This window comes from Paenibacillus sp. FSL E2-0177 (genome assembly GCF_037992975.1).
Taxonomy (GTDB): Bacteria; Bacillota; Bacilli; order Paenibacillales; family Paenibacillaceae; genus Paenibacillus_AQ; species Paenibacillus_AQ odorifer.
This window is the reverse complement of sequence record NZ_CP150307.1, coordinates 4,914,048-4,932,348: the sequence shown is the minus strand read 5'-3', so window position 1 is coordinate 4,932,348 and position 18,301 is coordinate 4,914,048. Positions and strand designations below refer to the sequence as shown.

Annotated in this window: 21 protein-coding genes; 14 read left to right on the top strand and 7 right to left on the bottom strand. The window is 39.0% G+C overall.

The genetic code is table 11. The annotated features are described in order from the left end of the window. Positions 1–350: 350 nt before the first annotated feature. The 4 genes from MHI25_RS22055 to MHI25_RS22040 all read right to left on the bottom strand — a co-directional run bounded on the left by MHI25_RS22055 (position 351) and on the right by MHI25_RS22040 (position 3,357). Entirely contained in the window at positions 351–554 is a 204-nt protein-coding gene (locus MHI25_RS22055; RefSeq protein WP_076129464.1) for a hypothetical protein, read from the bottom strand. Positions 555–1,151: 597 nt separating this feature from the next. After that, positions 1,152–2,300 (bottom strand): DUF4062 domain-containing protein, encoded by a 1,149-nt coding sequence (locus MHI25_RS22050; protein WP_076129465.1) that lies wholly within the window; start codon positions 2,298–2,300, stop codon positions 1,152–1,154. 273 nt (positions 2,301–2,573) lie between these two features. Beyond that, on the bottom strand, positions 2,574–3,134 hold the full coding sequence (locus MHI25_RS22045) for a hypothetical protein (RefSeq protein WP_340394296.1): 561 nt from the start codon (positions 3,132–3,134) through the stop codon (positions 2,574–2,576). Between the two features lies 1 nt (position 3,135). Further along, positions 3,136–3,357, bottom strand: a complete 222-nt coding sequence (locus MHI25_RS22040; protein WP_340394294.1) for a hypothetical protein — start codon at positions 3,355–3,357, stop codon at positions 3,136–3,138. Between the two features lie 162 nt (positions 3,358–3,519). On the opposite strand from MHI25_RS22040, the gene MHI25_RS22035 reads away from it, so the two are divergent. Further along, on the top strand, positions 3,520–3,720 hold the full coding sequence (locus MHI25_RS22035) for a hypothetical protein (RefSeq protein WP_143762757.1): 201 nt from the start codon (positions 3,520–3,522) through the stop codon (positions 3,718–3,720). Between the two features lie 303 nt (positions 3,721–4,023). On the opposite strand, the gene MHI25_RS22030 is transcribed toward MHI25_RS22035, so the two are convergent. Continuing rightward, positions 4,024–4,113: a helix-turn-helix domain-containing protein gene (locus tag MHI25_RS22030; protein WP_305953561.1), complete on the bottom strand. Its 90-nt coding sequence runs from the start codon at positions 4,111–4,113 to the stop codon at positions 4,024–4,026. Positions 4,114–4,966: 853 nt separating this feature from the next. Between MHI25_RS22030 and MHI25_RS22025 the strand changes: the two genes are divergently transcribed. Further along, a complete protein-coding gene (locus MHI25_RS22025) occupies positions 4,967–5,686 on the top strand; it encodes a hypothetical protein (RefSeq protein ID WP_076129467.1) in 720 nt (239 codons plus the stop codon). Between the two features lie 229 nt (positions 5,687–5,915). Here the strand turns inward: MHI25_RS22025 and MHI25_RS22020 are convergent, their stop codons facing one another. Further along, entirely contained in the window at positions 5,916–7,658 is a 1,743-nt protein-coding gene (locus MHI25_RS22020; protein ID WP_076129468.1) for an ATP-binding cassette domain-containing protein, read from the bottom strand. Between the two features lie 326 nt (positions 7,659–7,984). Here MHI25_RS22020 and MHI25_RS22015 point away from each other — a divergent pair, with 326 nt between their 5' ends. The 11 genes from MHI25_RS22015 to MHI25_RS21965 all read left to right on the top strand — a co-directional run bounded on the left by MHI25_RS22015 (position 7,985) and on the right by MHI25_RS21965 (position 16,368). Continuing rightward, positions 7,985–8,287 carry a hypothetical protein gene (locus tag MHI25_RS22015; protein WP_076308888.1) on the top strand — a complete coding sequence of 101 codons (303 nt, stop codon included), beginning with the start codon at positions 7,985–7,987 and terminating at the stop codon, positions 8,285–8,287. A 322-nt stretch (positions 8,288–8,609) separates the two neighbouring features. Beyond that, positions 8,610–9,386: an RNA ligase family protein gene (locus MHI25_RS22010; protein WP_076184157.1), complete on the top strand. Its 777-nt coding sequence runs from the start codon at positions 8,610–8,612 to the stop codon at positions 9,384–9,386. A gap of 407 nt (positions 9,387–9,793) precedes the next feature. Beyond that, positions 9,794–10,570: an ABC transporter ATP-binding protein gene (locus MHI25_RS22005; RefSeq protein WP_076129471.1), complete on the top strand. Its 777-nt coding sequence runs from the start codon at positions 9,794–9,796 to the stop codon at positions 10,568–10,570. A gap of 43 nt (positions 10,571–10,613) precedes the next feature. After that, positions 10,614–11,624, top strand: a complete 1,011-nt coding sequence (locus tag MHI25_RS22000; protein WP_076129472.1) for an aliphatic sulfonate ABC transporter substrate-binding protein — start codon at positions 10,614–10,616, stop codon at positions 11,622–11,624. Positions 11,625–11,661: 37 nt separating this feature from the next. Beyond that, entirely contained in the window at positions 11,662–12,513 is an 852-nt protein-coding gene (locus MHI25_RS21995; RefSeq protein WP_076129473.1) for an ABC transporter permease, read from the top strand. Then, positions 12,510–13,322 (top strand): ABC transporter permease, encoded by an 813-nt coding sequence (locus tag MHI25_RS21990; protein WP_076129474.1) that lies wholly within the window; start codon positions 12,510–12,512, stop codon positions 13,320–13,322. Before MHI25_RS21995 ends, MHI25_RS21990 begins: the two co-directional genes overlap by 4 nt. A 31-nt stretch (positions 13,323–13,353) precedes the next feature. Further along, positions 13,354–14,712 (top strand): LLM class flavin-dependent oxidoreductase, encoded by a 1,359-nt coding sequence (locus MHI25_RS21985; protein ID WP_076098651.1) that lies wholly within the window; start codon positions 13,354–13,356, stop codon positions 14,710–14,712. A gap of 308 nt (positions 14,713–15,020) precedes the next feature. Next, positions 15,021–15,179 (top strand): hypothetical protein, encoded by a 159-nt coding sequence (locus MHI25_RS21980; RefSeq protein ID WP_175618933.1) that lies wholly within the window; start codon positions 15,021–15,023, stop codon positions 15,177–15,179. 3 nt (positions 15,180–15,182) lie between these two features. Next, positions 15,183–15,551: a type II toxin-antitoxin system PemK/MazF family toxin gene (locus MHI25_RS21975; RefSeq protein ID WP_076129476.1), complete on the top strand. Its 369-nt coding sequence runs from the start codon at positions 15,183–15,185 to the stop codon at positions 15,549–15,551. Between the two features lie 111 nt (positions 15,552–15,662). Continuing rightward, the gene (locus MHI25_RS21970) at positions 15,663–16,016 is read left to right on the top strand and encodes a cyclic-phosphate processing receiver domain-containing protein (protein WP_340394286.1); all 354 of its coding nucleotides are present in this window, start codon (positions 15,663–15,665) and stop codon (positions 16,014–16,016) included. A gap of 61 nt (positions 16,017–16,077) precedes the next feature. After that, a complete protein-coding gene (locus tag MHI25_RS21965; protein WP_036676004.1) occupies positions 16,078–16,368 on the top strand; it encodes a MazG nucleotide pyrophosphohydrolase domain-containing protein in 291 nt (96 codons plus the stop codon). 78 nt (positions 16,369–16,446) lie between these two features. Here MHI25_RS21965 and MHI25_RS21960 read toward each other — a convergent pair whose 3' ends face one another. After that, the gene (locus MHI25_RS21960) at positions 16,447–17,196 is read right to left on the bottom strand and encodes an SDR family oxidoreductase (RefSeq protein ID WP_076129478.1); all 750 of its coding nucleotides are present in this window, start codon (positions 17,194–17,196) and stop codon (positions 16,447–16,449) included. Between the two features lie 164 nt (positions 17,197–17,360). Here MHI25_RS21960 and MHI25_RS21955 point away from each other — a divergent pair, with 164 nt between their 5' ends. Further along, positions 17,361–18,278, top strand: coding sequence for a LysR family transcriptional regulator (locus MHI25_RS21955; protein WP_076220765.1), 918 nt, complete (start codon positions 17,361–17,363; stop codon positions 18,276–18,278). The last annotated feature ends 23 nt before the right edge of the window (positions 18,279–18,301 follow it).

Genomic DNA, 18,301 nt, shown 5'->3' with positions numbered 1-18,301 from the left:
CGAGGATTCGCGTCAGTTGAAGGAGGTGAGGAAGATGTTGACTATAAACGAGGCATTAACGTTAATGATATCATTTGCTTCATTGGTATTAGTTATTGACAGAAAAAAGCGGAGTTAAAATAACCGATCATCCGACCAAAGAATCCGGTTACCCCTCCGCTATTTAATACTTAACGCCATTGTACGCTTATTTCTCGTCGGACACAACAGGGAGCGCCAGGAAAACGGAGAGATGGCGCTCTTTTAACAATCCTTACAGATGCTGAATACGTGTGAAAATACGAAATTGGACTCGCGCAGGTATGTTGCGGAGTCCGGTATTTACGGAGTTTATTGTATAAGGTTGATCTTTATTTCTTACTGTTAAATATTTGAGGGCGTCCTATTTCTGCTGCATGTATTTCTTCTATGTCGCGCTGGGCGTCCTCTTTTGTATAGTTGTTACGACCAACACGCTCTAGTTTCGCAAAGATGCGATAGAGCGTGTTTTTTGCCTGTGTCTCGGACATTTTTTCGATAGCATCGCGCAGTGCTTGCGCTTGTGGGTCCGTCATTTTGTCGCCTCCTTTACGTGAAATTCATGTGCGGATCTAACTTAGTACACTCCACCAATCTTGACGGTATTTTGCGTGTATTTTTCGACCTGGCCTCCGTATTCCGCTATTCGCCCGTCCTTTTCACGTGCGGTTACACGACCTTACGCCAGTGCCGCGGTAAATAATTCGATGTCCGTGTATACCTCCGTAACAATCAGCGCCTTTCTGGGGGTGTTGATGAATAACATTCGACAAAACAGCGCCAGTTTCTTCCGAGGAGGAGGCGTTTTTATTTACGAAAAGGGGATCTTATGAGGGTGTGTTCATTTCTCAGGTGAGGCATTGTAGTTTCGTAGATTGTTACTAGGACACAATGCTAACATGGTGAGAGCTGGACATATCGAAGCAACATGATATGTTTTCGACGGTTAATACAATCTATAAATAATGAAGTCAAGCCGGAAAGCCCACATAGGGTCGACCGGTTTTTGCTTGTTGTGCGTGCCTTTTCGCAGGCTTATGTAACCCTCAGTTTGGTCGTGTATGTTCCGTGTCAAAGCTGCGATCGGTGCTGCAGACCATGTACATCCAGGTATTTCTTGACACGGCTGCCCGTTATCGCTTTTTAACTAATGGGTTAATTGATAATCCTAATTCATCCTCGAAATGCGATATTACATTTTCATCCCATACTTCAATTTTAAATTCAACTTCGGAGGTAACTTTTTCAAGCTTTACTGCTTTCTTTAGGAACTTTTCCGAAATATCTTGCAGATTACCGTGATCTCCGGGAATAGCGATGATGAAGTGTATAGGAACTCCTTCTGCATGCTTGTAGTTGTGTACAAAAACTCGTATTTCAGCTAAAGTTTCATTGAACTCTTCGAGAGTAATTTCTTTCACAATGAGTAGTTTTTGATAATATTGTTGATCTGGACTGAAAATATAGTATGGCGAGTAATCTGATTCTGGGTACTGGAGAATAATTGTAGATGACTCACCGTCTTCCTCATTTTTTTCTAATATTATCTCCCAACTAATTCCGGGATACGAACTGATGTATGAAGCGCTCAATAGTTTTAAAACTTTTTCTAGTCTGTCAGTTATTTCTGGAGGGCTGTTTTGTATCTGTCGCTCTTTAACCGTTGCTTGTTGGAGTGCCTGCTTTAGCTTTTCGTTTTCCCGACCAAGCTGATCCATCTCCTTTTTATAGTGCAGCACCGATGTTGCGTATTCTTCGCTATTTTGAACAGCCCTACCTGAGATCCAACCGTATAGGTTTTTGTCTTTAACAAGTTCATTTAAAGTCTGCATCACTGTTATCTGTATGTCCTTAGTATCCTCAAAGAATCGCGATACTTTAGATAGTACATTTGATTTGAAGTCTTCATATTTTTGTGCATTATCAAGTTCAATAACAGCTTTCCCCAATTTCTTAATTTTTTTTTGAAGAGCATCTGAAGAGATTACAACTGCGAATCTGGGTTTTTTTAATTCTCCTGCTAGGTCGTATTCCCAATGTGTATAACTCTTGCCAGTCGTTTCTTCTATAGAACCATATCTGCCGCCTAATATCAGCAGGTACACATCGGACTCTTCTATCCATTTTGTTATTGTGTCTTTTTGAGATTGATCGCCAGAGCGAAACAATTCCATTCCTGCAGGAATATGACCGGACTTAAGAACCGACTCAACGGCTGCCTGTCTTTCATCCTGAAGGTCAGTGAATGTTGAGGAAATAAAAACCTGCAGTTTTTTTGACATAAATTCCATCTCCCTTATAGCTATAAGTGCTTGCTCATGATTTGCTCGATACTTGTTTTATTTTCTCGTTTCTCTACTCCAACCCGTTACTTGTAGTAGTGTCTGATCCGTCGCCTACGTAGGAGAAAACTTCTATGCAGTCGTGAAACCGTTGATTATCGGCGAGGACGTTTATTTTATATATGTGGAGCCGAGGGTTAGAACGCGTGAGAACATAAAAAAATTGCACTATCACGTTTTTTTACAGAGTCCGATATTTATGGATTTTATCGTTTAATACCTTGCTTTACGCTGTTTATAGAAAGGGCTTGCACTCCTAGTGAACCCTGAATGGTTATACAACTCAGACAACAAAGCCTCTACTTTTGACGGGGCGCTTACTGCAATATTCCTTAAAGTGCTCGTCGCGTAAAGTAAAGATTTGTTAGACTCGTTGAAGTGGGTGATTTTATTCCTCTGAGACGTTAATCTCATATAGTTACTAAGAGTGAGTTGGTCGATATTGCAGCTAAACAGTTCTTCAAACTTCTTTATTTTTGCTGAGATATTCTCGAATTCGGAGGGTACCTTGCTTCCATTTTGCAGTAATTTAAGAAGAATAGTATTATTCGGAGATAAATCTTCAGCCATTAATTTTAGCTTTTTATGAACAAGCTGAGTCAGTGCTGCTTCAACTGATGCGCAAAAATTCAGGATAGCCTGCCGATAATATCGTCGTTTTTGAAATTCGTCAATTGCTTTATTTCCTTCATCTTTATTGAATAACGCGTCGTTAAACATCTCGGCCGGATAGCTCAGGACAGAGAGGCTGAGACTTAAATTATTATCTCCCATTTTATCGCTCGCCCTCCTTCGTAACCGGAAAGTTATAATTAATCCGCATATAATAAGCACCGGAGTTCTTCACGCTAACCGGCGTATACTTTTGGATTGGTCCACTGTGCTCTTTAATTCTGACGTCTTCTTTTTCTCGTACCGTAACGTGTACTTGTGCTAACGCTGCCATGAATAATTCGTCGTCCATCTGTAATATCCGCATAGTTTCGAATGTTTCCAAATTTCTTCCGCAATAAAAGTAATATTCGACAAATTAGCGCTACTTCCTTTCGGGGATATGTTGTAATTTTAATGCATCTGTCGCTGATTGAGTTGTGTGTGGATGTGTACGCCACTCAGGTGAGGGCATTGTAATTTCGTATAGTATTAACGCGAAACATTGATGAGAAGTTTTATTTCCCGACTAGAGCCGGACAAAATCGTACTGGCTGTGGATAGGTATTTCGCGAAGGCGGTAAACATGCGGACAGGATTGCCGAAGGAGAGCGTATATTCTCCGGTGGGTCTGTTTTACGATGCATATACGGAGGGGCTCGCGGAGGGGAATGCGTTACGGTGTAAGCGGAGTGCTGCAGGCGATTGATTATGACGTTAATCTTGGCGTTCTCCGTTAAGGACTTGCGCTGGGAAGCCGCATAAACAAAGGGATTTTTCGGAGCTTTAGCACCTTTGATGTGCTAAGTTGTTAACGTAGTTAAAGCGCAGTCTTAGCGGAGAGTATCCGTTAGGGCTGCACCTTTATTTGTTCGTATCGTCCTATCTGCCTGCGTAAGCCCTTGAATTAGCGCGCCTAGCCCTTCGGGAGTATTAGCGTTAGGACATGGTACAGAGCGGCTAATTTGACGGTGATCTTAACGCTATTCGACATTGACCATGTTCGTGTCATCTACAAACTCAACAACTCCTCGATCTTACAATCCAAATCCTCACAAATACGCGCGATTACACTGAGCGCAACAAACTCTCCGTTGGACATCTTAGCAATAGTTGCAGGAGACAAACCTACCTAATGTATTCCGAAGATACGTTTTCGTCTTGTCTCGTCGTATTAGTGTGATCTCTATCGGCTTGTAGCTTGGACGAAGTTTCATATGTATTCCTCCTAAATATCTATACCTCAATTTTATATTTCTTGAACAAAAGTACAATAACGCAAACATTTTGTTTGTTAAGTGTTGAAATTGTGTTTTTTAATAGCATACTATATGTACAAAAAGTTAAACATTTTGTACGCAAAAATATATAGGAGGTTTCAAAAATGCCTAATCTTATTACTATCGCACCTGCTACTATAGACGTTTCCTCGTATCCAAGCCGCAGCCTTACTAGAAGCGCAATAGGATTAAGAACTATTTACTTATGAATACTTTACATTAACTAATCACCATTTTACACTTAAAAAATTAACATCAATACAAGAAGTAGTCTTTTTTTTATGATAGATACTATCAATAGATGCGCCGTTCAGCTCTTCAAAACGCACCATCCGTTGCAGCTATGTTCTTACAACTGAAGCTGTAGTGCATAATAGATTAAACCACTAATATACTGTTTTTTATAGTAATATGAATTGAGTGCAATAAGTTTAGTGCTCATTTAGGATTACATAATTGTTGTTTTCTGTAATAAACTATTTCGAACAGCATTGACAATAATCAATCAAAATAATACAGTTTGAATGAAATAATTTTTACCAACTAACTTTTTAATTCCAAACCGATAAATAACGAGAAAATTGAATCTGATACAATCGGGCGAGCTGGTTAAATAAACCAATCTTCTATCAGATATAGGGAACTACATTTGTGAGTTAAGTCGGAGGAATCTTCATGAATTATTACGAATCAGGTGTTGAAAGAATTAAGAATATTAATGCGAATTTATACATTGGAATTTCAAAAAAAAGATACGAAGAAGTAAGATCTAGAGGTGAATATGAAGCAGATGCTAATTTGATTGCAGAGTATTACCGTAGAGTCGGCGTGTTTTTGCAGTTTATCTCTAAGGAAGCAGCAAGTATATACATAGGTATGGATATGTTATTAGGTTTTAAAATGGAGGAAAATGAGTGGGACATTTTCTTAGAAACGTGTCCGAATTTTAATAAAATTGATATTATGCTTATGAAATTAATAAGTATACATTATTTACGCTGGTGCTCTTTGCTTGATGCGCGCGACAATATCGCATTACAGTTTCCAGATATATATGAACCGATGATCAAATTATTTGAGAGAGGTGGGGGACGGATTAATACCCATCACCACGAACTGGTTGGTGGATTTGGAGCTTTTTCACGCTCTATTTATGCAAATAGAGGAGATATGACCCCTTTTGATATAAGCGATGTTGCTCTAGAAAATATAATTAAGGAAGTAGAACTAGCAGAAGGTTACTTAGCGGACTATAAGAACGGAAATTTATCAGAAAATAATTGTATCCGCTGTGGTAACAAATTATTGATCCTACCAAACTTATCGGATTATGGTTATCAATGGTATAAAATTAAATGCGAGACCAAAGACTGTTTTGATAAAAATTTCTCATGATACTTCATTATAGTTATATCAACCAGAGAGGTGAAGAGGAGTTTGGCAAAAAATGTGTTGGGAAAGATTTTTAATGATAAGTGAACCACTGTCCCGGCATGAGCTATCAATAAAATCAATGCAGTAAAAAGACACTGAGATCTATTCATCAGTGTCTTTAATGTGGATACTTTTCCACCAACATTTTATTTCATCGTTCTTGTAATCATTTCATTCAGAAGGTTGGAATTTAAAGTAACTTAATCAGCTCTTCTAGCTCGTCAACCATACCTTTTGCAAGTTCAAAATTATTGTCTTTTAAAGCTAATTCTATTTTCATTTCAACTGCTTTTTTATTTTGTTCATTTTCTAAATAATCTTTATCAAAATGACTGGCATAAATCATCTTTCTGAATTTTCGCATACTCATTTTTCTAATCGTCTTCTCGTCAATGATTAGTACATAATCCATACCATTTACTACAGAATAGAAATCATGAGAAATCATGAGAATTGCACCTTTATAATCTTCAATGGCTTTCTCCAGTGCGATTTGTGTATAGGTGTCTAAATGGCTTGTCGGTTCATCAAGAAGCAATAAGTTTGCTTTGCTAGCAGAAACTTTCGCCAATTGCAGTATATTTTTTTCGCCACCAGATAAAGATTCTATCTTTTGAGTAAGAATTTCTCCTTCAAAGCCATAGTTTGAAAGATGTGCTCTAATCTCGTCATAAGTTGCAAACCCAGCATCGATGAAGTCTTCTAGTATGGTATTAGAATCCTTTAGCACTTCGTCTTGAAGCTGAGAAAGATAAGCCACTTTAATATCAGCATTTATTTCAATTGAATCATGATTATTTTTAAAGATATCTCGGAGTAAAGTCGTTTTCCCGGTACCGTTTGGACCGATAAGGGCTACTTTATCTGTAGGTTTCATCTCAAAGTTAACATTTTCTAAAATCAACTCATCAAAGGAAACACTATAATTATTCACATTTAAAACAGTGATGTCTTCTTCAAATTCATTGTCCACACCAAAACTGATTTTTGGTTGCTTAATATCAACGAATGGCGCTTTAATTTTTCGCGCTTCCAATCTTTCTTGAAACTTAACCCTAGCTTTTAACGCTCTCCCTCTAGATGCTTCTGAATTATAGGTTGCGATCGCTCTAAGATTATCAATAATGTTATCGTATCTCTCTATTTCTTCTTGTTCAGCGACTGCGATTTCTTGTAACTCAATTTTCGTCTGAAGTAATGAGAAGTTATACTCAATATATCGCCCATCGAACTCTTGGATCTCCATGTTTTCAAGGTGTATAATTTTGTTAAAACAATGATTCAATAGATAACGGTTATGCGTAACAACTAGCAATATTCCTTTGTGAGCATTAATCAGATTTTTAAGTGCATTTAGGTTTTCAAAATCTAAAAATACATCGGGCTCATCCATAATCATTAAGTCTGGGCTAGTCAGCATTTCCTTCATCACTTGAATAAGCTTGAATTCCCCACCACTTAGGTCGGATACCCTAACATCTTTTAGCTTCAAGAGGTTGGCTAAATTTAGTTTCTTATTAATATTGCTTTCAAAATCATTTCCATCCATTAAATCAAAGGCATCTAGAGCTAATTGATACTTTTCGAGTAATGAATCAATATCTGATGATGTTTCCATTTCAGTGAGAATCGCTGTTATTTCATTTTGTATCTTAATAAATTCTTCTCCTATATATTCAAAAACGGTTGTTTCTTTAGATTTGTCTAGTTGCGAAAACTGACTTACATATCCAATTTTGCAGGTGGGGTCCATCTCTAGCTTGCCTTCGAACAAATATTTTTCTGGATCCATCAGTATATCGATCAGTGTACTTTTACCACTGCCGCTTGTTCCTATAAAAGCGCAATGTTGTGCTTCTTCAAGCGTAAATGAAATGTTTTTATATAGTTCTTTTTGCGGGAATGCGAAGGATAAGTTATCAACTTTTATCATAGTGTTACCTTTCTTAACTAAAAATAGTGACTATTATAAGATGTATTGAAGAGTACAGATTTTGAGTTTACCGTTGATAGAGTAACATTGTTTACAAGCAACTTCAATCATTTCGCATTAAAGGTATCAAAATCATCTGATAATACAATCTTACAGACTGATAAATCATGGTCATAAAACCTATAAATACCTAATGGCTACAACTCGGAATTGATTGCCTTGGTAGAAGATAAGCTGCGGAAAATATTCCATTTAATGTTATAGTGGAGTTAGTAGGGTAAATCCTTTGTTATTTTAGATACGTACATGCTTGAATTTATTAAGGCTTGCCCTATATTTATATTTATCGTAGTGCTTCTGACTATACTAAATCTACGGCTATGATACGAGATGAGATAGCTATTGGTGGTTTAGAGAAAGGTTCAATTGGCCTTGTAATTAATAATACGCAAGTTTTAAAAGATGCTAAAACATTTTCAGTGGTGATTGACAGTAAGACTCGTGAGTATGAATATACAGGTGGAAAATATCTAATTATAAAAGATAGTAGGATTTGGAATCCGACTGCTCAATTAAAAATTATTTTCTCAAATGATAAAAACGAAACAATATTTGAATCAGATTATTAAAGAAGATTTATTGGTGTTTACTACTATTTACATATTCTTATTTTGCTGATTTTCTATTACATGAGTATCACTTGAAAATACATATAAGAACCTTCTTTGCGTATAACCTTCATGCGTAATCAACAAAGTAATTACGTAGATTATGATGATACTTATCTTCAAAGTTAAATTGGTAAACAAATAAGGAGAACTCTTTATGACAATCCCATCAGGAATAACACGTGAACACGTAATCAGTGGTAAAATATTCCTTGGCTATCTTTGTTTATGTTTATAAGAACAAGAGTCATATAAAGTGAATTTGAAAGTGGGAGAATAGTTTATGGATTTAAAGAAAATTAATTCTTTAACAAAGTACCCAAGCATTCTTACATATCATCAATTAGGTGAACGAGGTCGGTTAAATGATGTTTTAACGGAGTCAAGAGGCTTCGCAGAATTAGACGATGTTTTTGTTTACGAAAAAGTAGATGGTGAAAATTCAAGGATCATTTTATTAAAAAATGATAATAACGAAGTTGATTATCTAATTGGTTCCAGAGAAGAATTGTTATATGCAAAAGGAGATAGAATCGGTAATCCTTATGGGAACATTGCGGAATTTCTTAAGCCGTTAGCAGAAAAAGTAATTGCAGATATCCTTCTTGAGGGTGACTGGGCATTAACCGTAATTTATCAGGAATCTTATGGAGGGAAAACTAAAGCATCCAAGAACTATTCTGACAGAAAAACTCAAGGGTATCGTGTATTTGATGTGTTCTCCTTGAATAAGGATGAATTATATAGACTTCTTGAGTTATCGCAGGAGAAAATTGCGATGTGGCGTGATCACGGAAATCAACCATTTTATGATGAAATTGAGAAGAAGAGATTTATTGAAAGTATTGATTTGCAGTCTGCACCACTTCTTGAAACCATAAAGGGTTCCGAGTTTCCAACTTCTCTTGAGAGTACATATTCTTATTTAAAAAGATTCGAAAACACGCAAGTAGGCATCGACGCATCAGGCAAATCAGAAGGAATCATTGTTAGAACAACGGATCGTAAACAAATTAGAAAAATACGGTTTGAAGATTATGAAAGAACGTTTAGAAAGTAATAGCTGGAATTATTATCAATGCTGATATTTTCAGAATTTAGCATAAGGTTCCTTAAGAGATGGCGGTTGTGAACAGCCCTCAAAATACTGCTTATTCATTGGTCCAAAACCAATAAATATGCGGTATTTTTTTGTGCAGTTTTGAACTCCAATTAGATAAATCCCTATCGACTATAACTAATACCATGTCCTTGCCATTCGCAAAACCTCCCCACTTCACAAAACATACACCCATTTGGCAAATAATGTTTGACATGTGAGGAATGTCACTGATAAGATGATGTAAATTAAACCTAGTTGAATAATCGGATAAGGTTCTTCAGAGGATTTCATTATTTTTTTACTCTGAATACCTATTAAATACATAAGTATAGTTTAGTTTAAATTTATCGGAAAGGGTGAATGGAGTGTCGGAGGAAACACTGGTTATCGAACATTTGAATAAAGTATTCGCCGCGCCTGCAGGTGATGTTATCGCATTAAGCAATATTCAGCTGAAGGTGAAAAAAGGCGAGTTGATTACGATTATAGGTCCCAGCGGCTGCGGAAAAAGTACCTTACTAAAAATTGTGGCAGGATTGGATACGAGCTATAGCGGCACGGTTCTACTGAATGGCAAACAGATCGACGGTCCGAGTATTGAGAAGGGATTTATTTTTCAAGAACCAAGACTTTTTCCGTGGTTGACGGTGGAGCATAATATTGCAGCAAATTTATCGCTTAAAAATCCAGAGGTTCGCAAAAAAGTAGATGAATTGATTGAACTTGTACGATTAAAGGGTTTTGAGAAATCCTATCCACGTGAGCTGTCAGGCGGGATGGCCCAACGAGTATCTATTGCTAGGGCGTTGCTCCGTAATCCGGATGTATTATTGCTCGATGAACCTTTTGGCGCACTAGACGCTTTTACTAGATCACATCTGCAAGAGGTACTTCTTGATATTTGGCAGAGCAATAAGACGACTATGTTATTTGTGACTCATGATCTGGATGAAGCTGTATTCCTGGGTGAGCGGGTAGTCATTATGAATCCCCGACCTGGGCATATTCGCAATATTCTTCCCATCGATTTACCGTTTCCGCGAAAAAGATCCAGTACTTCATTCCAAGAATTACGTCGACTGGTTCTGAGTGAGTTTGAGAAAGTAGAAGAACCGGCAATCGATGTTGGAGCTGGTATCTAGATAAAGAGAGTCCATTTTTTTATAAAAAGGGGAGAAATGATCCATGAAATTATTTCGTAATTCACTACTTCTTATGTTTGTTTTGACTGTATTTGCAACAGGCTGCGCTTCGAATGAAAAGAGTGCGGGAAAGAACGACGCCAACAAATATGAAGGTGTGACCATTAAGATTGGCGTGCAGGGCAGCGGGGGGATGTTTGGTAAAGCCCGTGAGGAAAAATGGTATGAGCAAGAATTTGATAAGCTGGGCGTAAAAGTAGAATGGACGGAATTTCAAAGTGGACCCCCAATGACAGAGGCGATCGCTTCTAATAAGTTGGACATAGCGACTCTTGGTAACATGCCGGTGATCGCAGCCCAAGCTGCGGGTATTCCTATTAAGATTATCTCACAAGTATTAGAAGGTACGAATAACGTTGCTCTTCTTGTACCTGGTAGTAGTACTGCTCAGAAACTGGAGGATCTGAAAGGCAAGAAGATAGCTGTTACAAAAGGCAGCAATGCTTACAACTTCCTTTATCGCGGTATTGAGGAATCAGGTCTTAAAGAAGCAGATTTTGAGATTATCCAGCTACAGCCTGATGAAGCACAACCTGCATTTGAAACCGGTGGCGTTGATGCATGGGCTACATGGGATCCGTATATTACTCTAAACGCATTGACCGGTAAAGGGAAGGTTTTGACGGATGGTGAGCAATTGGGTGTCTTATCTCCTTCTTTTGTGATCTCCCGTTCAGCGTTCGCAGAGAAATATCCAGAACTAGTTACGCTTTATTTAAAAGTAACCAACAAAGCTATAGCTTGGGAGACAGATAATCGCGCTGAAGCGACTGAAAGATATGCAGCTGAGCGGAACATTCCGGCAGCGGTAATCGAAGGTACGTTTGAACGTTCCCAGATGATCAACATTCCAATTAGTGATGCTGTTGTTGAAGAATTGCAGAAGACAGCTGATTTTCAATTTAATATTAAGAACATCCGTAAAGAGATTGAAGTTTCTAAAATAACAGACAATCAATATATTGAAGCAGCACTGAAGGAACCTTTGAAGTAACGGATGAAACCACAGATGTAGAAAAGAGGTTGTTTACATGCAATTCAGTGCTGAAAAAGCTGTGATCTCGCCACTAATCCATAAAAAGAATCCAGTAAAGAAGCGTGGACTTTCCATCCAAACGACGAATGTATTGCTTGGACTTATCTTACCAATTGCTTTACTCCTGATTTGGGAGATAGCCGGAGCGATGGGAAAGTTAAATCCTATATTGCTGCCAAGGCCAAGTGAAATATGGCGGGAACTGGTTAGCTTGACCGCGTCCGGTGAGCTGGCGAAACATTTAGGCATATCTGCTTGGCGGGCACTGCTTGGTTTCTTAATAGGGGGAGGGCTTGGCTTAGCGGCGGGTTTGTGGGTAGGCTTCTCATACAAAACAGAACGTTTGCTGGATCCGTCGCTGCAAATGCTGCGCACGCTGCCCCATTTAGCAATCGCTCCACTTTTTATTTTGTGGTTCGGATTCGGTGAAACCTCAAAAATATTGTTGATTGCCAAAGGTTCATTTTTCCCATTATACGTGAACACATTTCTAGGAATCCGTTCGGTGGACAACAAGTTGTTTGATGTTGGGAGAGTACTGCAATTCAGTAAATGGCAGATGGTGAGTAAGTTAATTATTCCAGCCTCACTGCCCAACATCTTTTTAGGTATCCGTTTGTCTGTGGGCATAGCTTGGCTTGGACTTGTCGTAGCGGAGATGATGGGCTCTAGCTCAGGTGTTGGCTATCTAATCAATGACGCGCGATCGTTTTCTTTGACCACAGTGGTATTTGTTGGGATCATCGTGTTTGCTGTAGTAGGTAAACTGTCAGATTCATTAGTGAAGCTGTTGGAATCGAGATTGCTAAGATGGCAGGACAGTTATAGGGGAGATAAAGGATCATGAGCAATCACCTATCCAGTAATAAAATAGAGCGTCACGACGATGGTTTAAGCTGGATTCCAAAAAAACTGCATGGTTGGATTGTACCTCTAGCTCTAGTGGTGATTTGGGAAGTGGCAGCTGCGCTCCATCTAGTCTCTGCGACGACATTGCCTGCTCCATCTACCATTATTGCGCAGTTCTTTTCTTTAATAGCTAGCGGTGAGCTGTTTCGACATCTGGGGATTAGCGCCTATCGGGCAGGGCTTGGCTTTTTACTGGGGTCTGCTACTGGACTGCTACTTGGCTTATCTACAGGACTTGGGAAGTTGGTAGAGCGTACACTGGATCCATCTTTACAGATGCTTCGGACGATTCCATTACTTGCCCTTATTCCGTTATTCATTTTGTGGTTTGGTGTAGGTGAATTTTCTAAAATACTAATGATTTCATTAGGTGCTTTTTTTCCAGTTTATCTGAACACTTTCCTAGGAATTCGTAATGTTGATATCAAGCTTGTTGAAGTATCCCGTATTTTCCAATATACAAGATGGCAGTTGCTTAGCAAAATGATTATTCCGGCTGCAATGCCTAATATTCTACTTGGTATTCGCTTATCACTTGGTGCATCGTGGCTTGTACTCGTCGTAGCGGAGATGATGGGAACAAGTGCGGGGATAGGCTATATGATTCAGGATGCCAGAGCTTATTCGCAAACAGATATAGTATTCGTTGGAATTTCAATCTTTGCAGTGATAGGAAAACTTTCGGATTCCGCAATTCGATTGCTGGAGAGAAGATGGCTGCATTGGCGTGATACATTCAAAGGTTAACGAACTCTAGAATTCGAAAGGCAGGGTCATTATGGGAACCAGAAAAGATCAGCTACATTTAGGTGCATTTATTTATTATTCAGGACATCATCATTATGGCTGGCGTCATCCGGAATCGGGAGCGGATAAGATCTTCAATTATAAATTTTATCGCGAATTGGCAAAAACCGCCGAGCGTGGGAAGTTCGATATGATGTTTTTGGCGGATTTGTTGTATGTGATGGGTGCGGATCAAGCAGCTTCGGGTATGCTGGACCCATTGACGCTGTTGTCAGCCCTTTCGACAGAAACAGAAAAACTCGGATTAACGGCTACCGTATCGACCACGTATAACGAACCTTATAATGTGGCTCGCAAATTTGCTTCTTTAGATCATATTAGTGAAGGCCGAGCGGGTTGGAATATTGTCACCTCCCAGCTTGATGTGGAAGCTTATAACTATGGGAAGCCGGAGCATCCAGAGCACGGACTTCGGTATAAAATGGCACGTGAATTTGTTGAGGTGGCAACGCTTCTCTGGGACAGCTGGGAGGATGACTCTTTAATCGTCAACCGCGAAGAGGGACAATTTGCTGACGCGAAGAAGATCAAAGAAGTGGAATACAAAGGGGAGTGGTATTCTACAAAAGGAACCCTCAATGTTCCTCGCTCACCTCAAGGGTATCCTGTACTTATTCAAGCCGGATCTTCTGGTCCAGGACAAGATTTTGCAGCTAGTTTTGGAGAGGTGATCTTTACGGCACAGCAGTCGCTTGAAGCGGCTAAGGCCTTCTATGAAAGCGTCAATTCCAAATTAGCAGATTATGGCCGTGAACGTGGTAGCTTAAAAATTATGCCGGGCTTGTCTCCGATCATTGGAGCGACCGAAGAGGAAGCCCAAAGTAAATATAAAGAACTGCAGGAGTTGATTCCTCCTGCCGCTGTTGTTGGTATGTTGTCTGGCATGTTGAGGTTTGACCTGTCCGAATACCCAGTAGATGGACAGCTGCCTGAGATTCCTGATCCAGTAGAAGCATCAAATGGAATGAAAAGCCGGGTTCAGCTGATTATGGATATGGCTCGTAAGGACAAATTATCGATATTAGAATTAGGCCGCCGTTTGCTTGGTGCACGCGGACATATGCAGTTTGTTGGAACCTATGAACAATTGGCAGATTTAATGCAATTGTGGTTCGAAGAGTACGGCTGCGATGGATTTAATATTATGCCACCAGTACTGCCGGGCAACTTGGATGAATTTGTGGATCATGTTGTGCCCATCTTGCAAGCACGCGGCTTGTTCCGCACTGAGTATACGGGGAGTACCCTTCGTGAACATCTAGGATTGGAGCGTCCGGATATTCGTCATTTTCAGAATCGTAGAGTGGCTGAAATAGGGGCTGGTAAATAAGGTTGGATTCACTCCTTTATCGGTTTTTGAAGAACCAATAGAGGAGTGTTTTTGTTATAATAGAATAATCTGAATAGTAAAAAATCATTCTATAAATGCCACATTTTAAATGTCTACCGCCCTACAATAAGGTTTATATATGGTAAATATTGTGATAGACTTAAATAGTATTAGAGCACAACTACAGTGTTTGCAGCTGCATTGGTATACTGGTCTAAACCATACCAAAGACGGATATGCTTAAACCAAGCAATAAAATGCTTGGGAGGTGTCATTCTAAAATGTGTGAGAAGGAGGAGGAAAATGGTATGAGTCTTGTACAAAAGAAAAAAAATATCCCTAACTCATTGTCTGAACATCCTAACTTCAAATCGAAAGTACCGCGTTTGAATGTAGTTGATGGAAAGGCTAAAATTGACTCTGATAACCGTCTCCAACAAAAATGGTTTGAGGAATTTAAGAAGTAATAGATGAATCTAAAAGCCGGGCAAGTTTTTTGGTATGAAGTAGATTATCCAAAAACAGGAGAAACCGAAATAAGACCAGTCGCAATAGTGGAAATTATTGATGGATTACCAATTTTTGTTGTTTTCGTTGCATTGACCCACTCTAAAATAAAAGATTTTGAAGGAAAGTATGATAAGTGGAAAATTCCATTATTTAAAGGAAGAGACTGCGGATTAGGGGAAAGTTCATTTGCAAAAGTGAATTGCGTAGCCCAAGCGGAGGCCTCCTCCTTTAATTCATCTGATTACATCGGTCAACTAAACCCAATCGATTTAAAGAACGTTAAGAAAAAATTAATGGAATTCCTCGATTCAGGGGATGGATTTTGGTAAATTATACATAATTTTTTGAAGAACACTTCTTCAACGAAGTGTTTTTTTGTACCATAAAGCTGGAGGATACTGTTCACTAGATAAGGACGTCATGAAGAAATGAGGTTCGATATGATAAATGTTTATCTTGATGACTTACGAGACTGTCCAGAAGGGTTTACCTTGGCAAGAACATTTGAAGACGCTGTTAAACTTTTCGAAAATAATGAAGTGAACATCCTTACGCTTGATCATGATTTAGGTGAAGACGCCGAGGGAATTGAACTAAAGAACGGGTATGATTTTGTGAAATACTTTTGTGAGCATGGTTTAAGGGCGAATAAGATTTATCATCATACGGATAATCCTGTAGGCAGAAGAGATATGTACGAGACCTTATTGGCAGCTCAACGCAGAGGTTTTATAAAGAAGGATATAGAAATTTACTATTATCCCATAACAGTCAATAAGTATAGTGGAGATTGATGGGACTAAGAGATGTGTTAATCTTTACATAACTTTATACCAAAAAGCGAGGCGTAAGGAAATGAATGCAGCAGAGTTTCAACAGTATGTTAAGGAGTTCAGTGAAATCAAAGGGTTTGATACCAGCACCATTGAGCAGAGAATGCTGTACTTAATGACTGAGGTTGGGGAGTTGTCCAAAGAGGTTTTGTCGGTATCTTTTCATCCAGATGCGGAGCGGAAAGAAAACTTGGGATACGAGATGTACGATGTGGTGTGGAATATTTTTGATCTGGCCAATAAACTTGGTATTGATCTGGAGCAGGCGTTTAAACGTAAGCTGGAGATTAATGAACAGAGGACTTGGGAGTAGGGTGTATCTATTGAATACTTTTAAAAAAATCCAAGGACCTCCCTCGAGGGAAGCCTTGGATTTTTTTCACCCTAAACTTTATTTAAATGAAGCATAACCTTCATCAGCCATTACAACACTACCGTTAATTGCACTAGCTTCTGGTAAGGAGAGCAAGTATACAGTGTCTGCAACTTGTTCAGGTAATGTTAGTTTGTTACCCATTACTTTGCTCTTCATTTGGTCAACCATTCCTTGATCTTTATATCCTTGGATAATTGGCGTATCTACAGCGCCTGGAGCAACGGCAAGCACGCGGATGCCATGAACCGAAAGTTCAAGTGCTGCGGATTTAGTCATCATAATGACCGCACCTTTAGAAGCGTGATATGCGAATGTACCTGGGGAAGCTAGGAATCCAAATACAGAAGCTGTATTGATGATCACACCTTTGATGCCGAGCTCACGCATTTTTTTACCAGCAGCGATAATCCCATGGGCTACACCATGCTGATTGACATTAATGACACTGTGATAATCCTTAAGGTCTTGGTCTAGTACAGGAGTTACGCGGCCGATCCCGGCATTGTTGAACATAACGTCAATTCTTCCATAAGTATCTACAGTTTTTTGAACCAGCGCTTCGACATCTTCATATTTGGAAACATCTGTTTTGACAAAAATTGCTTCGCCACCCTCTTTAATAATTTGTGCTACCGTTTCTTCACCTAATTGTTGATTGAAATCGGCAACGACAACTTGATCACCTTTACTTGCAAATTTAATGGCGGTTTGTTTCCCGATTCCACTGGCTCCACCTGTTATTACGGCTACTCTTTTGTCTGTCATTTGAGTTTCCTCCTCAAGAAATATAGTTATACTAGAAATGAAAGTTGATATAGTAAAAATGGTTACTTACTAACTTATTTACATTGTAACACTTGTCTAAATTAATTAAAATTTAAGTAAATTTAATAGTTATTAAGTAAAGATTAACTTAAGGGGTGATTCAAATGAATTTGGAGCAATGCGAGAATATTGTAGAAGTCGCAAAGATTGGTTCTTTAACCAAAGCAGCTCAGAATCGTCATATCACTCTATCCGCAATGAGTCAGTCCATTACCATGCTGGAGGCTGAGCTGGGAGTTACTTTGTTCATCCGTTCGCGCGGGCAAAAGGCGGTTCCCACAGCAGAAGGAAATGCCATTATTAGCAAAGCAAATGAAGTCCTGATGAAAGTAAATGAATTAAAAGAAGAAGCACAGATTTACAGCGATACGTTAAGTGGTCATTTGAAAATTGCTACGATACCTGGACCCATGCATCTGATGGTGAAGGTAATCTCTAGTTTTAAGGCAGATTTTCCAAATGTGAAAATAGAGATTTTTGAAAAAGGACCCAAAGAAATTCTGGATAATGTACTTCAGGATGAAATGGACATTGGACTTATGGTCTCACCGGAGGGAATGCCTGACACATATAAGGGGGTTAAGTTTGAACGGTTAATGGAAGGAAAAATTGTAGTTGGTGTACATCCACAGTCACCGCTAGCCCTGAATTCAATCCTTACACCGGATCAGTTAGTGGGGCAGACGTTAGTTTTATACGATGATCCTTACATTAAGGACTATGTAGAGCGATATTTATCTGGCTATGGGCCGATCAATTTGCTTTTTGTAAGTAACAACACACGGGCGATTGAGAATGCAGTTGCAGAAGGACTAGCCATCACAATTGGTCTGGATTATTCGTTTCTTAAAATATCAGAGATGACTTCTGCCTTCATGAAAACCATCGAGTTACGATCACCAGATACCCGTGCGAAATATTCAGGAGCTATTGTCTCTGCTTCCAAACAGACCTCCCAGACCGCCCGAAGATTTATCAACAGGCTAAAGCATGAATTTGATGAAATGATTAGACGAAGTTAACAGTATGCCTTGGTAAATTTTAT

Bases quoted from the DNA above. Each gene is read 5' to 3' on its own strand.
- MHI25_RS22055 (WP_076129464.1), bottom strand. From the start codon at position 554: ATGACGGACCCACAAGCGCAAGCACTGCGCGATGCTATCGAAAAAATG.
- MHI25_RS22050 (WP_076129465.1), bottom strand. From the start codon at position 2,300: ATGTCAAAAAAACTGCAGGTTTTTATTTCCTCAACATTCACTGACCTT.
- MHI25_RS22045 (WP_340394296.1), bottom strand. From the start codon at position 3,134: ATGGGAGATAATAATTTAAGTCTCAGCCTCTCTGTCCTGAGCTATCCG.
- MHI25_RS22035 (WP_143762757.1), top strand. From the start codon at position 3,520: ATGAGAAGTTTTATTTCCCGACTAGAGCCGGACAAAATCGTACTGGCT.
- MHI25_RS22030 (WP_305953561.1), bottom strand. From the start codon at position 4,113: ATGTCCAACGGAGAGTTTGTTGCGCTCAGTGTAATCGCGCGTATTTGT.
- MHI25_RS22025 (WP_076129467.1), top strand. From the start codon at position 4,967: ATGAATTATTACGAATCAGGTGTTGAAAGAATTAAGAATATTAATGCG.
- MHI25_RS22020 (WP_076129468.1), bottom strand. From the start codon at position 7,658: ATGATAAAAGTTGATAACTTATCCTTCGCATTCCCGCAAAAAGAACTA.
- MHI25_RS22010 (WP_076184157.1), top strand. From the start codon at position 8,610: ATGGATTTAAAGAAAATTAATTCTTTAACAAAGTACCCAAGCATTCTT.
- MHI25_RS22000 (WP_076129472.1), top strand. From the start codon at position 10,614: ATGAAATTATTTCGTAATTCACTACTTCTTATGTTTGTTTTGACTGTA.
- MHI25_RS21995 (WP_076129473.1), top strand. From the start codon at position 11,662: ATGCAATTCAGTGCTGAAAAAGCTGTGATCTCGCCACTAATCCATAAA.
- MHI25_RS21990 (WP_076129474.1), top strand. From the start codon at position 12,510: ATGAGCAATCACCTATCCAGTAATAAAATAGAGCGTCACGACGATGGT.
- MHI25_RS21985 (WP_076098651.1), top strand. From the start codon at position 13,354: ATGGGAACCAGAAAAGATCAGCTACATTTAGGTGCATTTATTTATTAT.
- MHI25_RS21980 (WP_175618933.1), top strand. From the start codon at position 15,021: ATGAGTCTTGTACAAAAGAAAAAAAATATCCCTAACTCATTGTCTGAA.
- MHI25_RS21975 (WP_076129476.1), top strand. From the start codon at position 15,183: ATGAATCTAAAAGCCGGGCAAGTTTTTTGGTATGAAGTAGATTATCCA.
- MHI25_RS21970 (WP_340394286.1), top strand. From the start codon at position 15,663: ATGATAAATGTTTATCTTGATGACTTACGAGACTGTCCAGAAGGGTTT.
- MHI25_RS21965 (WP_036676004.1), top strand. From the start codon at position 16,078: ATGAATGCAGCAGAGTTTCAACAGTATGTTAAGGAGTTCAGTGAAATC.
- MHI25_RS21960 (WP_076129478.1), bottom strand. From the start codon at position 17,196: ATGACAGACAAAAGAGTAGCCGTAATAACAGGTGGAGCCAGTGGAATC.
- MHI25_RS21955 (WP_076220765.1), top strand. From the start codon at position 17,361: ATGAATTTGGAGCAATGCGAGAATATTGTAGAAGTCGCAAAGATTGGT.